The organism is Streptomyces pluripotens (genome assembly GCF_000802245.2).
Classification (GTDB): Bacteria; Actinomycetota; Actinomycetes; order Streptomycetales; family Streptomycetaceae; genus Streptomyces; species Streptomyces pluripotens.
Map to the genome: position 1 here is coordinate 3,349,942 of NZ_CP021080.1, position 15,632 is coordinate 3,365,573.

Here is a 15,632-nt window from a genome sequence, read left to right on the forward strand (position 1 = left end):
TCCCGTTCCTCACCAGCCCACCGTCAGGACCACGAGCAGAATGACCAGGCCGGCGAAGCCGTAACCGAGGTAGAGGTGGACGCTGCCGCCCGCCAGTCGCCGGGCCGCCCGTCCCGCGCCCGCCATCGCGGTCAGTACCGGTGTGTAGAGGCGGTGTTCGATCCGGTCGGGTACGGCGCGCGAGAAGCGCACCCGTTCCACCAAGTACGCCGACTCGCGCACCGGCGTGATGTTCACGTCCTGCTCGGGTGCGAGGACGTCGTCGAAGACGCGTTGCAGCGGCTCCGCGAACGACGTCGCGGTGTACGCCATCCGCGGGGTCGGGGCCCCGCCACCGCAGTCCCACAGCCGTGCGTCGTTCCGCCGTTGCCGGCGCCGGTAGGCCCGAGGCAGTGCGGCGGCGAGGGCCAGCGCGGCGGTCAGGGCAGCCACCACCCACAGCGGTGACAGCGAGGCCGGGATGTGGGCGAGCCGCACCTGCAGCCCACCGCCCGTCACCGCGCCCGTTCCCGGCAGCCCGGCCGCGGTCGCTGCCCGGCCGAGGCCCTGGCCCAGCAGACCTGGCACCAGGGCCAGGCCCGCGCAGGCCGCTGCGAGCAGGCCCATCCCGGCGAGCATCAGCGGCGGCGACTCCCGGGCCGCGGCAGCTCTATCACTGCGGGGTCGCGCAAAGAACCCGACCCCCAGGGCCTTGACGAACACGGCTGCAGCGAGCCCCGCGGACAGCGCGATCAGCGCCACCGCCACGGGCAGGACGATCGCCGGAGCCACGCCCGGGACCTGCAAGCCGTTGATCAGGGACTGGAGCAGCAGCCATTCGCTGATGAAGCCGTTGCCCGGCGGTAGCGCCACGGCCCCCAGTGCGGCGAGCGCGAACAGGCCTGCGGTGACCGGCATCCGGGACCGAAGTCCACCCAGCAGATCCAGGTTCCGTTCGCCCGTGGCCCGCAGCACCGAGCCGGCCGCGCAGAACAACAGGGCTTTGAAGGCGGAGTGGTTGATGGTGTGCAGCAGAGAGGCCGCGAGCGCCACTGCGGCCAGTGTCCCGTCGCCGTAGGCGGCGAAGAGGCCGGACGCGCCGACCCCGGTGAGGACGACACCCATGTTCTCGGAGGTCGAGTAGGCCAGCAGGCGCTTGAGGTCCGCGGCCATCGCCGCCTGCAGGATCCCGTATACCGCCGACAGTACGCCCACGGCGAGGAGGGCCAGCCACCACCAGGCGGGCCCTCCGCCGAGGAGGTCGAACCCGACCCGCACGACCCCGTAGATCCCGAGGTTGACCATGGCGGCGCTCATCAGTGCCGAGACCGGGCTGGGTGCCTCGGGGTGGGCGCGGGGCAGCCAAGCGTGCAGCGGTACGGCGCCTGCCTTGGATGTGAATCCGGCTGCGACCAGTACGAAGACCAGCCCGCGCACCGTCGGGGGGATGCCGTCCGCGCCCGCCCGCAGGGCCCCGAAGGACTCTCCGCCGGCCTGACCGGCGAAGACCGCGAACCCCGTGAGGAGCAGCAGGAACCCCAGATGTGTCATCACCGCGTACCAGACCCCGGCCTGCCGTACCGAGGGGTTGCCGCCGCTCCGGCCCGGTTCACCGGGGAGGTACTCGCCCCGGTGCTCAGCGAGCACCAGCAACAGTGAGGCGAGGGCCATGAGTTCCCACAGCACCAGGAACGTCGACACCGAGGCGGCCACTGGCACCAGGATCAACGTGAGCGCGAACAGCGGCAGTACCGTCTGCGCGCCGCGCGAGCCGAGGCCGTGCGGTCCGTGACCGGCGGCGTAGCCGATGCCGTACACCGCGACTGCGGCCACGACGCCTCCCGCCACGGCCATGAAGAGACCTGCCAGCGCATCCACCGCCAGGTGTGTGCCGGCCAGCGGCAGCACCGTGGGGAAGGCGGCGGTCCAGCGGTCGCCGCCCAGTGCGGCCACGCCCGCCGCGCCGCCGCTCACCCCTGCCCCGGCGGTCAGTGCGCCGACGACGGGGATGCGGGTGCGGTACGGCAGCACCAGTCCGGCCAGTACGCCCGCGCCGCCCAGTGCGGCGGCCGTCGTGAGGGCGGCCGGTACGACGTTCACCGCCCGGTCACCTTCCTGAGCGCGGCCACGATCTCGGCCGGCTCCGGCGGACAGCCGGGCACCGCGAGGTCCACCGGCACGACGTCGGATACGGCGCCCTCGACGCCGTATCCCCCGGCGAACTCACCGCAGTCGAGCGCGCAGTCCCCCACCGCGACCACCAGTCGCGGCTCGCCCATCGCGGCGACCGTGCGCCGCAGTGGCTCCGCCATGTTCCGTGTCACCGGCCCGGTGACCAGCGCCACGTCCGCGTGCCGGGGCGAGGCCACCAGGCGCGCCCCGTACCGATCGGCGTCGTAGACCGGGTTGAAGGCGGCGGCGATCTCGATCTCGCATCCGTTGCACGACCCGGCATCGACGCACCGCACCTGCACGGAACCGCCGAATTCCGCTGCCTTCCCGGGCGGCTTGCCCTCGGGGGGCGGTGGGGCGGGCTCGGCCACCCGTCCGGTCCGGCGGATCTTGCGCAACAGGCCCATGAACCTCTCCCTGAGACGGCGAGGACGTGTCAGCAGACGGCCAACGGGCCGACCCACGGCCGAAGTTACGGCGTTTTTGCTGCGTTTTGCCTTGGTTTGCTCAATCTTGCCGCCGGTGAGGGCGGCCACCTCCCGCTTCCGCATGCTGTCCACCGACCGGGAGGCAGCCGCAACGAGGGCCGCCGGTACGCCGGCGGCTCCACCGTCTGCCGTGCGGCCCTCGGGTCCGACCTGCGGTCCGGTCTGACCGGCTCCGCGACGGCCGGGCCCCGCACCTGGACGCCGGGCCGCCGCATCCCACACATGACGACCTCAGTAATTGCCAAGATTAGCAATTACATCCCTGCATGGGGGAGGACTTGACGAGAATGATCCAGCCGCCTGACGCGCCGGCCGCAGAACGGGGGCGGAACGGGGGCGGAACGTGACGGCAGTGCGGTGTCGGCGCTGCCCCCGCTGCGGCGCGACGACGTACCGGGGCCGCGTCCCGTTCGGTGATGCGGAACACTGTCCTGGTCAGCAGGTCCGGCGGCGGAGGGAGCGGTGGGATGAGCGGCCGTGACAAGGGTGGGGAGCAGGCGGCCCGACCCAAACGAGCGGACGCCCGGCGCAACCAGAAGACCCTGCTCGACGCGGCGGCCACGGTCTTCGTGACGTCGGGCGTCGAGGCGGCGGTACGCGACATCGCGGCCGAGGCGGGCGTCGGAACGGCCACGATCTACCGCCACTTCCCGACACGGGCGGACCTCATCGTCGCCGTCTACCGGCACCAGGTCGAAGCGTGTGCCGAGGCCGGTCCGGCGCTGCTAGCGGCCGGGCCGACCCCATACGCCGCGCTGCGGCAGTGGATCGACCTCTTCGTCGACTTCCTGGTCACCAAGCACGGTCTCGCCGCCGTACTGCAGCCCGACAGTCCCGGTTTCGAGTCCCTGCACGCCTCTTTCCTCGACCGGCTCGTGCCCGTGTGCGCCCAGCTGCTCGACGCCGCGGCCGGTTCCGGCGAGATCCGGTCCGACGTGGTGGCCTACGAGCTCATGCGCGGCGTCGGGAACCTGTGCATCGGCGCGGAGGACGATCCCCGCTACAACCCGCGCCGGCTGGCCGGAGTCCTCGTCGCGGGACTGCGTCCCCCGGTGGGTGCTCAGGAAGCGCGAGGAGCAGACGGCTAGTCAGAGAAAGCTCGCCGAGGTCTTCATGGGCCTTCTAGACCGTGCCGGTGGACAGGGACTGCTCCGCCCAGATGATCTTGCCGGTCTCCGTGTAGCGGGTGCCCCATCGCCGGGTGAGCTGGGCCACGATCAGCAGGCCCCGTCCTCCCTCGTCGGTGGTCCGGGCGTGACGCAGGCGGGGCGAGGTGCTGCTGGCGTCGGAGACCTCGCAGATCAGGTCGCGGTCCCGGATCAGGCGGAGCTCGACCGGTCCGACCGCGTGACGGATGGCATTGGTGACGAGTTCGCTGACGATGAGCTCGGTGGTGAACGTCAGATCGGGCATGTCCCACTCCGTCAGCTGCTGGGCGGCGAGCGAGCGGGCGTGCGCGACGGCGGCCGGATCGCTGGGCAGCTTCCAGGAGACGACCCGGTTCGGATCCAGGACGCGGGTCCGGGCGAGCAGCAGGGCCGCGTCGTCGGCCGGCGGACCGGTCAACAGGGTGTCGATCACCTTGCGGCCGGTCTCCTCCAGCGCGGCCCGGGGCGTTGCGAGGACTTCGCTGAGCCGGGCGAGGCCGACGTCGATGTCCCGGTCGAAGGACTCGATGAGGCCGTCGGTGTAGAGCGCGATGAGGCTTCCCTCGGCCAGCTCCAGTTCGACGCACTCGAAGGGGAGGTACCCGAGTCCGAGTGGCGGTCCGGCGGGCAGGTCCAGGATGTCGGCACCGCCGTGGGGGCCCACGACCACCGGCAGCAGGTGACCGGCCCGGGCCAGCGTGCACTTTCTGCTGACCGGATCGTAAATGGCGTACAGGCAGGTGGCTCCCATGAACGCAGTGCCCGCGGCGGCACCCTCGAACGCGGCCGGCTCCTCATCGCCGTACTCCCCCATGAGGCCGATGACCAGGTCGTCCAGGTGTGCCAGCAGTTCGTCCGGGGGGAGGTCCAGGTTGGCCAGGGTGCGCACTGCGGTGCGCAGGCGCCCCATGGTCGCCGCCGCGTTGATGCCGTGTCCGACCACGTCCCCGACGACCAGGGCGACCCGGGCTCCGGAGAGCGGGATCGCGTCGAACCAGTCGCCGCCCACGCCGCTGGGGGCGTCCGCCGGGAGGTACCACGACGCCACCTCCAAGGCGGACCCGCCGGACAGGTCCTGCGGCAGCAGGTAGCGCTGCATGGACCGGGCCGCGGTGCGCTCGCGGGTGAAACGGCGCGCGTTGTCGACGCTCAGCGCCGCGCGGGAGACGAGTTCCTCGGCCAGACGGACGTCGTCGTCCTCGAACGGGCCCAGCCGCCGGGACCGGGCGAACGTCGCCACGCCCAGGGTGACACCGCGCGCCCGCACCGGGACCACCATCACCGAGCGGAAACCGTAGTCGCGAAGGGAGGCGCCCAACGTCTCGTCCTCGGTCACCCACGGGCTGGTGGAGTAGTCCAGATTCCGTTCCACCAGGGTCCTGCTCTCCAGCAGGCAGCGGGTCACGGGCGACGCCGGGGCACGCCGGACGGTCTCCCCGACGGCCAGGGTCGCCTCGGGGCAGCCCTCGCGCACCGACTGCTGTCCTGCCCGGCGGATGACGGGCGACATGCCGACCGGTCCGGGAGCCGGCTCCTCGCCCCTCATGACCGAGTCCAGTAGGTCGACGGCGACGAAATCGGCGAGGGAGGGCACGGCCTCGTCGGCCAGTTCCTGCGCGGTCCTCGTGACATCCAGCGTGCTCCCGATGCGGCTGGCCGCGTCGTTGAGCAGGGCCAGGCGTTCCTGGGCCCGCCAGCGCTGGGTGATGTCGATGACCATGTACCAGACACCCACGATCCGGCCGTGGCGGTCCTTCATGGCGAAGAAGGAGGCGGAGATCGCGCGGCCGCGGTCGGAGTGGATGTCACCGACACCGCGGTGCTCGTAGTCCATCACCGGGACCCCGCTGTCCAGAACCTTCAGCATCCTCTCCTCGAAGGCCTCCGCCTCCGCCTTGGGCAGCACTTCCGTCATCCGCCGCCCCAACCGTCGTCCGAGGGGGATCTGGCGGTCCAGGGGCTCGTTCACCCATACGTAGCGCAGGTCGGTGTCGAGGACGGCGATGCCGACCGGTGCGTGGGTGAGGAACGGCGTGAGCATCAGCTGGCTGACCCCGCCACCCGGCATCCGCCAGAAGGCACGTTTCGGCGGCCGACCGACGAACCTGCCGAAGAGCAGTGCGGCAGCGGTGGCGACCAGCACGCCGGGGACCATCTCGTAGATGTTCGACTCGAACGGTCCGAGGAGTGGGTTGATCTTCTTCCACAGCAATACCGTGGCCGCTCCCGACACGATCCCGGCCATGGCCCCCGCCCAGGTCATGCGCGGCCAGTACAGCGAGAGCAGGACGACAGGGCCGAAGGCGGCACCGAAACCGGCCCAGGCGTAGCCGACGATGCCCAGGAGCCCACCGCCTCTCAGGGCGATCACGAAGGCCACCAGGGTCACGACGACGACGGCACCGCGGCCGAACCACACCAGCGCCCGGTCCGAGGCGCGCCGGTTGAGGAACGCGCGGTAGAAGTCCTCCGTGAGAGCGACGGAGGACACGAGGAGCTGGCTGTCCGCGGTCGACATGATCGCGGACAGGACGGCGATCAGCATTCCCCCGGCGACCCAGGGATTGAGCAGGGTCCGGCTCAGGACGATGTAGACCGTCTGCGGGTCGTGCAGGGGCGTGCTGGGTTGTGCGATGCCCACCAGTCCGACGAGCGTGGCACCGGCGAGGACGACGATGACCCAGCCCGTTCCGAGGCGGCGGGCCGCGGGGACGGCGCGGGTGCTGCGGATGCCCATGAAACGGGCCAGGATGTGCGGCTGGCCGAAGTAGCCCAGGCCCCAGGCGAGCAGCGAAATGATCGCAATGGCGCCCAGCGATCCGCCTGCGGACCACTGCCCGTTCAGGTAGTCGACCTTGGCACCCATGTTCAGCAGGTCGGGCGTCTTGTTGTCGAGGCTGTCACGCAGGTTCCCGAAACCGCCCAGCACCTCGATGCCGACGATGGGGAGCACGAGGAGGGCGAGGAACATCAGCGTGCCCTGCAACACGTGCGTCAGGCTCACGGCGAGGAAGCCGCCCAGGCAGGAGTAGACCACGATCACCAGGGCGGTCAGGGACACACCCAGCCCGAACCTGACGTCGAAGACGTGTTCGAAGAGGAGTCCGCCGGCCACCAGGCCACTGGCGACGTAGACGGTGAAGAACACGAGTGTGACCGCGGCCGAGACCATCCGGAGCATCCGGGTACGGTCCTCGAACCGCTCCTCCAGGTAAGCCGACAGACTCACGGCGTTACCGGCCCGCTCGGTGTAGGTGCGCAGCCTCGGCGCGACGAACAACCAGTTGAGGTAGGTGCCGATCACCAGGCCGACCGCGATCCAGCTGGCGCCCAGACCGGCCGCGTACACAGCTCCGGGGAGCGCGAGGAACAACCAGCCGGACATGTCGCTGGCACCCGCGGACAGGGCGGCGACGAAGGCACGGAGCCTGCGGCCGCCCAGGGCGAAGTCGGCGAAGGTGTGAGTGCGGCCGTAGGCCCAGACACCCGTTCCGACCATGGCGGCCACATACACGAGGAATGTGGCCGCGATCGGCTCACTCAAGCCGAACATATCGTCCTCGCTTGCGAGGTTCATGAGCACGGGCGCGACCGTCGCACGCCCCACAACTCTAGGTCCTACCGCACAAATGTACAGATTTTGGCCACCACCGGTCGACAGCGACGCTCGGGACCGTTCCGGCCGGCCCCGGACACGCACCGTGCGGAGGGCGAACGCGGCGCCCGTACCGCCTGGTCCGGCCAGCCCCGTCGCACCAGAGGACCAGGCAACCGGACACCACCGCACCCGGCAACCGGAACCGGAACCGGAATCTGAATCTGACGGCGAGGCGACCGCAACGCCGGGAACCGGACCGACCCCACCGCACCGCGGCCGGGCGACCGCAACGCCGGACGGCCCGGGAACCGGACAGCCGGGCCCGGCCCCCTCGGAAGGCCCGCCCGTGCTCCACATCCGCCTGCCCGGAAGGCCGCTCCCACCCAGCCCCTTCGCGTTCGGCGGTCCCCCGACGGCCTTCCGACAGCGTTTCGACGGCGTTTCGACGGCCGTCCCGGGCCGGGATCGGGGCGCCCCCGTTCAGGCGGGCAGGAGGCGGTCACTGGCCAGGATGGCCTGCTCGGCGGGGGTGGCCGTGCGCCGCCACTCCGGTGCGAGTGCGGCGTAGGTGGTGACATCGTGCCAGCTGCCCTGGGTGCAGAACAGCTCACGCAGGGTGGCCTCGGGATGCAGACCTGCGGCGAGCATGACGTCCCGCATACGGCTGTGGTCGGTGCGGTGTCCGGCCCAGATGCGGTGCAGACCGAGCGGGCCGAAGCCGTAGGCCATCAGCAGGCGTCCGGCTTCGTGGCCACAACCCCGGACGGACGCGTCGGGCAGCAGCACGAGCGAGGTGAGCATGGCGTTGCTGCCGTAGTCCTCGACGAGCAGGCCCATGGTGCCGACCATGGTGTCGTCGCCCGGCGCGCACACGGCGAGGGTGTGCCTGCGGCGCGGGTGGGTGTAGGGCTGGGCGAGGCACTGCGCGAAGGTGTCCTGCGCCTGGCGCGCGTCCATGCGGTCGATGCCGAGGTAGCGGGTCAGGACGCGGTGGGTGTGGATGCGTTCGAAGGGTGCGAGGTCGGTAGCTCTCAGCTCCCGCAGCCACAGGTGGTCGCCGTGCAGTTCGGGGATGTGTGTCATGACGCGGCTCCGGCGGGGGAGGCGGCCTGCTCGCCGGCGACCAGGGCTTCGAGGTCCACGTAGTAGCGCCCCGACGGCACCGAAGCGCCCAGCAGGATGCGGCGGGCGGTGTCGGCGACCAGGGCTCCGCCGAGCATGACGCCGCTCGCCAGCTGCGGCCAGCTGGACAGCGTGCGGCCGATCCGGCCGAGTGCGTCGGTCATGGCGGTACTGAGACGGCTCTCGTCCACGATCCGGAGCAGGAAGTCGATCGTCCCCGTGGCGTCGAGGCCACGGACGTCGTGTGCGGTGGCCGCACCGGCCCGGCCGTGGAAGAGCGGCCGGTCCGGTTCCTCGTCGAAGCGTTCCACGTCCAGCAGGCCACGGTCGTTGGCATCCATCAGGACCGGGACACGACGGGCACGGGCGTACTCGCGGGCGGCCACCTTCGCCCAAGGCGTGTCGCACTCCTCCACGAGCAGGTCGAGCCCGGATCCCGGGGCGCCGCCGAAGAACTCCCCAATGGTCTCCTCCGTCAGCCCCGCGCGGTGGATCTCGATGTCGAGATAGGGGTCGACCTCGTACATCTGGCGTGCGCACAGCACGGTCTTCTCCAAGCCGAGGTCGTGGACACCGGCCCGCAACCGGTTGAGGTTGGACAGGCCAAGCCGGTCGGAATCCGCCAGCCGGAACGATCCTCCTACGCCTTCCATCGCACAGGTGAACGCCGCGCTGTTCCCCACGGACAGGCCGATGACACCGATGCGACGGCCGAGCAGCGCCTGCTGTTCCACCCGGGTGATCTTGTCCCGGTTGCGGTCGGTACGGACCAGGCGGAACTCCTCGGGCGGCAGGACGTGCACCAGCCTCCCCGACCACGGGTACCAGGCCCAGGTGCCGTAGCGGTGGCGCGGAACACCGGCGCACACCTCGGCGATGGCGGCTTCCAGGTGCCGTGCGTCCAGCGGCCACCCCGGCCGCAGACAGCGCACCAGTTCCGTCAGCTGGTCGTCGATGCGGTCGTGCACCTCTCGTACGGCACCCGACTCCAGCAGTGCCGTCAGGGCTGCTTCCCCGTCGGCCTCGGCGGGACGCAACAGAACGGGCTGCCAGGCGCCCTCCCGCGACCGGGCCGGTTCGGAGCATGACCGGGGCTGCCCGCAGGCAGCGGTATCTGAAGGGATCACGAGGCGCGAAGGTAGCAGTGGAACGATCTTGGAAAGCCCTTGTCACACCGGAGCGCACACTCGAATTAATGCGCGACTCCTTCGCGCCCTCTCCCTGTCTTTCCGCCCCGGCGTACGCCCCCACTCAGACCAGGGCCCTCCGCCGCGCGAGGTACGCCCCCGCCCGGCCCCTCCGCCGGCCGCCGAAGCCGCCCGCCAGGGGCTCAGCCCGCCACCGAGCAGTCCCCCCAGGCCGCGGCCAGGGCGCTGGGAATCTGCGGTACGTCGGCGCAGCCGTGCGGGCCACTGGGGAAGCCGTCGCTGGCGATGTACACCCAGTGGCCCGTGGAGGTGGCCCGGAAGTACTTGGTGGCGCTGCCCTCGTCCTGCATCCCCACGCGCTCCTCGTAGGTGGCACCGGGGGTGAGTTGAAAACGGGTGGCGGCGTAGCCGACGCCGTCGCACTGGCCGTAGAAGAACTGGTGCGACGCCGGTCGGATGTGGCGGAAGTGGGGGAACCTGCGCTCATAAGCCGTCGTCACGGCGTCCTTCACGCCGCCGACGACGACCAGATTGCGGCAGCCCGGGAGGTTCTGCGGCGGGTGGCTGGTTCCAGCGCGGGTGGGGGCCGGGGTATGGGCCGGGGCGGCCGAGGCGTGCGAAGACGTGGCCGCGGGCGTGGGCGTGGCCGCGGGCGTGGTGACGGAACCCGGGGGTGTGCTGGGGGCGGGAGCGTCGGAGGGGGTGCCTGCCGTGACGGAGGCGCCCGAAGAGGCGGAAGGAAGGGGGGCGTCGGATCGGGAGTGGGCACTGGACGATTTCTGACAGCCTGCCACCAGCAGGATGCCCCCTATCAGCACTATCACCGACGTACCTCTGGTACCGGGCATGACGAGTCCTCTCCTCGGCCGCTGAAGCCACGGCCACGAGCGGGTGGCCGCGGTGGTGCAACCGGCGGTTCACCGGCTGCCGACTCGCCTTTAGGACAGCGCTGGACGGCCCGGAGGTTGCGGACGGAGGCTTGCGGAACGGTCTCGATTCCATAGCGGCGTTGGCTGGAACCCTGCGGTTGGATTCCCCCGGCCCGGCGTGGATCCGCGGGGTGGCCATTCTGCGTGAGAAGGGGTATGCGACCCCGAGAAAACCCACCGGGCCGCGGTATGGACGAGCGCGAGTTCGACGCCTTCTACACCGCGAGCGTCGGCCGTCTCATCGGTCAGCTGTACGCGATGACAGGTGATCTGGCCGAGGCCCAGGACGTGGTGCAAGAGGCCTTCGCCCGGGCCTGGGAACGCCGGTCCGAGCTGGATCTGAACGGCGCACCCGAGGCATGGGTGCGCACGGTGGCCTGGCGCATGGCAGTGAGCCGGTGGCGGCGGGTGCGCACCGCGCTGGCCTTCGCCCGGCGGCAGGGGCCGCCTGCTCCGGTGCCCCCGCCGGAACCGCACCACGTACTGCTGGTCCAGGCACTGCGGCAGATCCCCGAGGCCCAACGGCACGCCGTAGTGCTGCATCATCTGTGTGACCTACCGGTGGAGCAGGTGGCCGCCGAGACCGGTCGCCCCGTCGGCACGGTCAAAGCGCAACTGAGCCGCGGGCGAGCGGCGTTGGCACGCCTGCTGGCCGACACGGAACTGGATCCGCGGACGACCGGACTGCCGGAGGTGCGGCATGGCTGACGAGACCGAGCTGGAGCAGCATCTGGCCGAACTCGCCGAGTCGGGGCGACGGCGGACGGTACCGCTCACCGCGGACCGGGTGCGGGCCCGCGGTGAACAGCGCCTGCGCCGCAAGCGGGCGGCCGTGACGTCCGGTGGCGCACTGCTGGTGGCCGCCCTGGCGGTGGGTGGTCTGTCACTGGCCCGCGCCACCCTGGTACCGGAACCGGCCGCGGTCAGCCCGACGCCGACCGCCGGCACACCGACGCCGGGCCCCTCGTCCTTCGTACCGCCGTCGCCCGCACCGGGCGAGGAGTACGCCAGCGAACTCGGCTACGTGTACGACGCGGTGACGCGGGGCGACGCGGTGCGGGTGACCGTCGAGCAGCTCCGTACCGTCCACGGGACGGTGGCGCCCACGGGGGTGGTGCACACGCTCACCCTGCCGCGGGAGACGCTGGTGGAGGCGCGGCAACTCTCCGGTGGACATCCTGCGGACGTGTCGCTCGGCGGGCTGGTGGGACAACTGGCCGCCGGTCCCCGGTGGATGTTCGCGATCGACTACGACGCCCAGGGCCGGGTGGAGTCCCTTCGGGAGGCGGTCTGGCTCACCGGGTGAGGTCACCCGGACCGGACCGTGCGGAAGCGCGCGTGCGCCGAGGATGCCCGCCGGGTTCGTGACGGCCATGGCATCGAGGTGCAACCCGACGGCGGAGTGGCGCGTAGACCCCGTGTGTCCAGAACACATCACCACACCCACCCGGAAGGGAATCCGCTCATGCTCAGCTCCCGCCGCAGGATCGTCATCGTCCCCGTCTCGGCCCTCGTTCTCGCCTCGGCAGCCCTGACCGCGTGCACCGCAAGGGGCGAAAGCGGGCAGGCGGGCTCCGGCGCCCCGTCGACGTCGGTGACCGCTTCCGCACCGGTGTCCGCGCGGGCCTCCGCGTCGACACCGCCCGGCACGACGGCTTCGGGCGCCGCGCCCGGTGGTGGCACGGGCCGGGGGCAGGCGTCGGCGCCGGCCGACACATCCGCCCCGACCGGTGCGACGACGCCTGCCGGCGCGGCGCGCTGGGCCGGCACCAAGCAGTTCGTACAGATCAGCAAGGCATGGATCAGCGGCGGGCGGACCTACCTGTCCGTACGGACCGCCCAGAAGGTGGCCGTCACCGGCCCGTACGAGGCATGGCACATCATGCCCGGCCAGGGTCCATACGCCACGGTGTCCATGGCCGCGGACGGCCGGGTGCTGCTGTCGGCACCACTGGGCGACGACTCCCAACCCGTGTCCTACTCCCAGGCCGAGTTCGTCCGGCGGCTGACGGCCGAATCGTCCTTGATCCGTCCGGCACTGGGATATGACCTGAGTTTCGACGGAACGGGCCGGGTGTCCAGGGTGCAGTCGCTGTACACCCCCTGAACGGCCCGGCCGGCAGTCACGTGCCAGTCCGCCGTCCGCCCTCGCCGGCCTCCGCGCGCCCCGGCCGGCCGGGGCGCGCGGGGCGCGCGGATCTGCCCGGGAGCTGGGCAGCCTGCTTCGCCGCGGGCCGAGACAGCAAGGGGCCAAGGGCAGGCAAGCGACCGCGCACCGCCGAAACAGCCGTGACCGCCGGAGCGGGCGTGGGCCGGGGTGTCCGGTCTCGGTCGAGTTGGACCACAACAGGGCTGTGACCTGCGATGGTTCAGGTTGAGCGAGACGCTCCCGGATCGCGCGTCTCGCTCAAGTTGAGGCACTGCGCCGAGATCGCGGGATCGGCCCGATGTCGTGACCTGCAGCGTCTCGCTCAACCTGGGCCATCAAGGGCAGATGGCTCGGGTCGAGCGGGACTGGCTCACCTACAGCGAGACCGGACACGTGACCGCCGGAGCGGGCGTGGGCCGGGGCGCGAAGACGCTGTGGGGAGAGCGTTCCCGCCCGCCCTTGCTCCCAGACTGAATGAGTGTTTAATATGCTGCACATGCGTTCAACCCGTGACGACCGGACCACCCGGGCGATCATCCGTGACGAGGCGCTCAGCTTGTTCGCCGCGCAGGGGCCGGAGTCGGTCACCGTGCGGCAGATCGCCGCCGCCGCGGGCGTGTCACCCGCCCTGGTCGTGCACCACTTCGGGTCCAAGGAAGGACTGCGCCAGGAAATCGACCAGTACGTCCTGGACGGCTTCGAGGCGATGCTCGGCGCACTGACCGGCGAGAACGGGGCGGAGCTGCTCGACCCCGGGACCGGGGCCGGCTCGCTGAGCGAGGCCCTGGCGCGGCACCTTCCCGAAGGCTCACCGCTGCCGGCGTACCTGCGAAGGCTCCTGGTGTCCGACACCGAGGCCGGACGCCGCCTGTTCAGACGGCTCTACGAGTTGAGCACGGCCGCACTCGAAGGGCTGGCGGCGATCGGGCTGGCCTCACCCGGGCGCGATCCGGCGGTGCGGGCGGCCCTGCTGCTCGCCAACGACCTGGCCCTGTTCCTGCTGCGCGACCGCCTGGCCGAGGTCCTCGACATGGACCCGCTCTCGGCCGACGGCATGACCCGCTGGGCCCCGGAGATGCTCAGCATCTACGCGGGCGGGCTGAACGCAGTACCACCGGAACCACAAGGAGACGTTTCCTAGGGAGACTGCGCATGGCGCCCGGCTCAACCCCCCTGCTCGAACCCGTACTTCAGGCTCACGACATCCACAAGTCCTACGGCAAGCGTTCCGTGCTGCGCGGCGCCGACCTCACCGTCGCCCCCGGCCAGCTCGTCGCGGTCGTCGGAGAGAACGGAGCCGGCAAGTCGACGCTGCTGAAGATCCTGGCCGGCACCCTGTCCGCCGACCGCGGCGAGGTCACCCTGTCCGGCGATCTCGGCTACTGCCCGCAGGCCCCGGTGCTGAACGCGGGCCTCACCGTCGAACAGCACCTGCACTACTTCGCCGCCGCACACCGTCTGCCCGACCTGGACCGTGGACACGAACTCCTGCGGCTCCTCGGATTCGAGCGGTACGCGCACACCCCCGTCGGCGAACTGTCCGGCGGGACCCGGCAGAAGCTCAACCTCACCGTGGCCCTGCTCCACGACCCGGACGTGCTGCTCCTCGACGAGCCGTACCAGGGCTTCGACTGGGAAACGTACCTGCGGTTCTGGGACCTGGTCGACGACCTGCGGGGCCGCGGCAAAGCCGTCGTGATCATCACCCACCTCGTCTTCGAACAGGACCGCTTCGACCTGCTGGTCGACCTCGCGGCCGGCCGGCTCACGCCGCGCACCGACTCCAGAGAGGACCGTCATGTCAGCGTCTGAAGCGGCCGAACCACACGTACCGTACGAGCAGTTCCCCACCGCGCTGCGATTCTCCGTACGCGATGAGACCCGCAACCGGCTCGCCGGACTGCTGCTGATCCTCTTCGTACCGGCCTGGTACCTCCTGATGGACGCCATGGCCTCGGGTGAGACGCTGGACTTCAAGCTGTACGCGACCGGCAAGGTCCTGCACGTCGACGGCGGACACCTCACCCTGATCACGGCGGGCCTCAACTCCGTCACGATGATCGCCGGGTTCGTCGTCTTCGACGCCGTACGCAAGGCGCTCGCCTTCGACCGGCGGTTGGTCTTCGCCGGATACCGGCAATCCACCCTCATCGGCGCCAAGACCCTCGCCATCACCGCGGTCGCCACGGCGATCGCCCTCTACACCGCACTCGCCATCCTCTTCTTCTGGCGGCCGACGGCGGGCGGCTGGTTCGCCGTCCTCGCAGGATTCACGGTCATCGCGCTCACCTACGGCGCGCTCGGCCTGCTCCTCGGCGTCCTGGTCAAGCGGGACCTGGAGGGCTTCTTCCTGATCATCATGGGCGCGATGATGGACACTTTCCTGCAGAACCCGCTGGGCAACCCGCTCGCCAACAAGCCCATCCTGGAGTGGTTCCCGTCCTTCGGCCCGATGCAGTTCGCCGCCGGTGGAGCCTTCGGTGACACCGCCCTGTGGGGGCATCTCGCCCTGGGGCTCGGGTGGGCAGCCGGGTTCGTCGTGGTGGGACTGGCCATCTTCCGGGTGCGGACCCGCAACCGGACCCACGGCCGGAGCCATGACCGGACCCCCCAGGGACACGGGGACGACAACCACACGGTCTTGCCCACGGCGTAGCGGTTCCGCTCCAGCGACACCGGTGCCCCTGGACGGCCGGGCCGAGCAGACGTACCGGCCGTCCAGGGGCACGATCGAGATGCGGACGGGGTCCGGCCGCCGCACACTGAAGAGGGACTGCAGCCTCTTATCGTCGACGTACTCCCTCACCCGGTTCCCTGCCGGGTTCCGTTCCAGACCCGAACGGAGCAGCGCGTCACGCCCCCGCCACCCGCTCGGACGCCACGCCCCGCACTCCGTACG

At 71.0% G+C, this 15,632-nt stretch carries 14 protein-coding genes; 8 read left to right on the forward strand and 6 right to left on the reverse strand.

Going from position 1 to position 15,632, the window contains the following annotated elements:
- Positions 1 to 9: 9 nt before the first annotated feature.
- Positions 10 to 2,079, reverse strand: coding sequence for a proton-conducting transporter transmembrane domain-containing protein (locus LK06_RS15035; protein WP_039653512.1), 2,070 nt, complete (start codon positions 2,077 to 2,079; stop codon positions 10 to 12).
- Positions 2,076 to 2,558 carry an NADH-quinone oxidoreductase subunit B family protein gene (locus tag LK06_RS15040; protein ID WP_039653513.1) on the reverse strand — a complete coding sequence of 161 codons (483 nt, stop codon included), beginning with the start codon at positions 2,556 to 2,558 and terminating at the stop codon, positions 2,076 to 2,078. Before LK06_RS15040 ends, LK06_RS15035 begins: the two co-directional genes overlap by 4 nt.
- Positions 2,559 to 3,106: 548 nt before the next feature.
- Between LK06_RS15040 and LK06_RS15045 the strand changes: the two genes are divergently transcribed.
- Positions 3,107 to 3,727: a TetR/AcrR family transcriptional regulator gene (locus tag LK06_RS15045; protein WP_039653514.1), complete on the forward strand. Its 621-nt coding sequence runs from the start codon at positions 3,107 to 3,109 to the stop codon at positions 3,725 to 3,727.
- Positions 3,728 to 3,761: 34 nt separating this feature from the next.
- On the opposite strand, the gene putP is transcribed toward LK06_RS15045, so the two are convergent.
- The 4 genes from putP to LK06_RS33185 form a co-directional block, all read right to left on the reverse strand.
- Positions 3,762 to 7,340 carry a sodium/proline symporter PutP gene (gene putP / locus LK06_RS15050; protein ID WP_039653721.1) on the reverse strand — a complete coding sequence of 1,193 codons (3,579 nt, stop codon included), beginning with the start codon at positions 7,338 to 7,340 and terminating at the stop codon, positions 3,762 to 3,764.
- Between the two features lie 525 nt (positions 7,341 to 7,865).
- Entirely contained in the window at positions 7,866 to 8,468 is a 603-nt protein-coding gene (locus tag LK06_RS15055; RefSeq protein WP_039653515.1) for a GNAT family N-acetyltransferase, read from the reverse strand.
- On the reverse strand, positions 8,465 to 9,634 hold the full coding sequence (locus LK06_RS15060) for a ThiF family adenylyltransferase (protein WP_234367415.1): 1,170 nt from the start codon (positions 9,632 to 9,634) through the stop codon (positions 8,465 to 8,467). Before LK06_RS15060 ends, LK06_RS15055 begins: the two co-directional genes overlap by 4 nt.
- 203 nt (positions 9,635 to 9,837) lie before the next feature.
- Positions 9,838 to 10,503 carry a hypothetical protein gene (locus LK06_RS33185; protein ID WP_159025302.1) on the reverse strand — a complete coding sequence of 222 codons (666 nt, stop codon included), beginning with the start codon at positions 10,501 to 10,503 and terminating at the stop codon, positions 9,838 to 9,840.
- A 237-nt stretch (positions 10,504 to 10,740) separates the two neighbouring features.
- Between LK06_RS33185 and LK06_RS15075 the strand changes: the two genes are divergently transcribed.
- The 7 genes from LK06_RS15075 (at position 10,741) to LK06_RS15100 (ending at position 15,389) form a co-directional block, all read left to right on the forward strand.
- Complete coding sequence (locus LK06_RS15075) at positions 10,741 to 11,292, forward strand: SigE family RNA polymerase sigma factor (RefSeq protein WP_039653520.1); 552 nt, start codon at positions 10,741 to 10,743, stop codon at positions 11,290 to 11,292.
- The gene (locus LK06_RS15080; RefSeq protein WP_039653521.1) at positions 11,285 to 11,890 is read left to right on the forward strand and encodes a hypothetical protein; all 606 of its coding nucleotides are present in this window, start codon (positions 11,285 to 11,287) and stop codon (positions 11,888 to 11,890) included. The genes LK06_RS15075 and LK06_RS15080 overlap by 8 nt, the downstream gene beginning before the upstream one ends.
- Positions 11,891 to 12,049: 159 nt before the next feature.
- A complete protein-coding gene (locus LK06_RS15085) occupies positions 12,050 to 12,691 on the forward strand; it encodes a hypothetical protein (RefSeq protein ID WP_039653523.1) in 642 nt (213 codons plus the stop codon).
- 345 nt (positions 12,692 to 13,036) lie between these two features.
- Entirely contained in the window at positions 13,037 to 13,207 is a 171-nt protein-coding gene (locus tag LK06_RS33190; RefSeq protein WP_159025303.1) for a hypothetical protein, read from the forward strand.
- A 22-nt stretch (positions 13,208 to 13,229) separates the two neighbouring features.
- Entirely contained in the window at positions 13,230 to 13,874 is a 645-nt protein-coding gene (locus LK06_RS15090) for a TetR/AcrR family transcriptional regulator (RefSeq protein ID WP_039653723.1), read from the forward strand.
- An 11-nt stretch (positions 13,875 to 13,885) separates the two neighbouring features.
- Positions 13,886 to 14,545 carry an ABC transporter ATP-binding protein gene (locus tag LK06_RS15095; protein WP_039653525.1) on the forward strand — a complete coding sequence of 220 codons (660 nt, stop codon included), beginning with the start codon at positions 13,886 to 13,888 and terminating at the stop codon, positions 14,543 to 14,545.
- Positions 14,532 to 15,389, forward strand: coding sequence for a hypothetical protein (locus LK06_RS15100; RefSeq protein ID WP_052269968.1), 858 nt, complete (start codon positions 14,532 to 14,534; stop codon positions 15,387 to 15,389). Before LK06_RS15095 ends, LK06_RS15100 begins: the two co-directional genes overlap by 14 nt.
- Positions 15,390 to 15,632 lie beyond the last annotated feature (243 nt).

Coding starts and splice junctions, on each gene's coding strand:
- LK06_RS15040 (WP_039653513.1), bottom strand. CDS start 2,558: ATGGGCCTGTTGCGCAAGATCCGCCGGACCGGACGGGTGGCCGAGCCC.
- LK06_RS15100 (WP_052269968.1), top strand. CDS start 14,532: ATGTCAGCGTCTGAAGCGGCCGAACCACACGTACCGTACGAGCAGTTC.
- putP (WP_039653721.1), bottom strand. CDS start 7,340: ATGTTCGGCTTGAGTGAGCCGATCGCGGCCACATTCCTCGTGTATGTG.
- LK06_RS15055 (WP_039653515.1), bottom strand. CDS start 8,468: ATGACACACATCCCCGAACTGCACGGCGACCACCTGTGGCTGCGGGAG.
- LK06_RS15080 (WP_039653521.1), top strand. CDS start 11,285: ATGGCTGACGAGACCGAGCTGGAGCAGCATCTGGCCGAACTCGCCGAG.
- LK06_RS15085 (WP_039653523.1), top strand. CDS start 12,050: ATGCTCAGCTCCCGCCGCAGGATCGTCATCGTCCCCGTCTCGGCCCTC.
- LK06_RS15090 (WP_039653723.1), top strand. CDS start 13,230: ATGCGTTCAACCCGTGACGACCGGACCACCCGGGCGATCATCCGTGAC.
- LK06_RS15045 (WP_039653514.1), top strand. CDS start 3,107: ATGAGCGGCCGTGACAAGGGTGGGGAGCAGGCGGCCCGACCCAAACGA.
- LK06_RS15075 (WP_039653520.1), top strand. CDS start 10,741: ATGCGACCCCGAGAAAACCCACCGGGCCGCGGTATGGACGAGCGCGAG.
- LK06_RS33185 (WP_159025302.1), bottom strand. CDS start 10,503: ATGCCCGGTACCAGAGGTACGTCGGTGATAGTGCTGATAGGGGGCATC.
- LK06_RS15095 (WP_039653525.1), top strand. CDS start 13,886: ATGGCGCCCGGCTCAACCCCCCTGCTCGAACCCGTACTTCAGGCTCAC.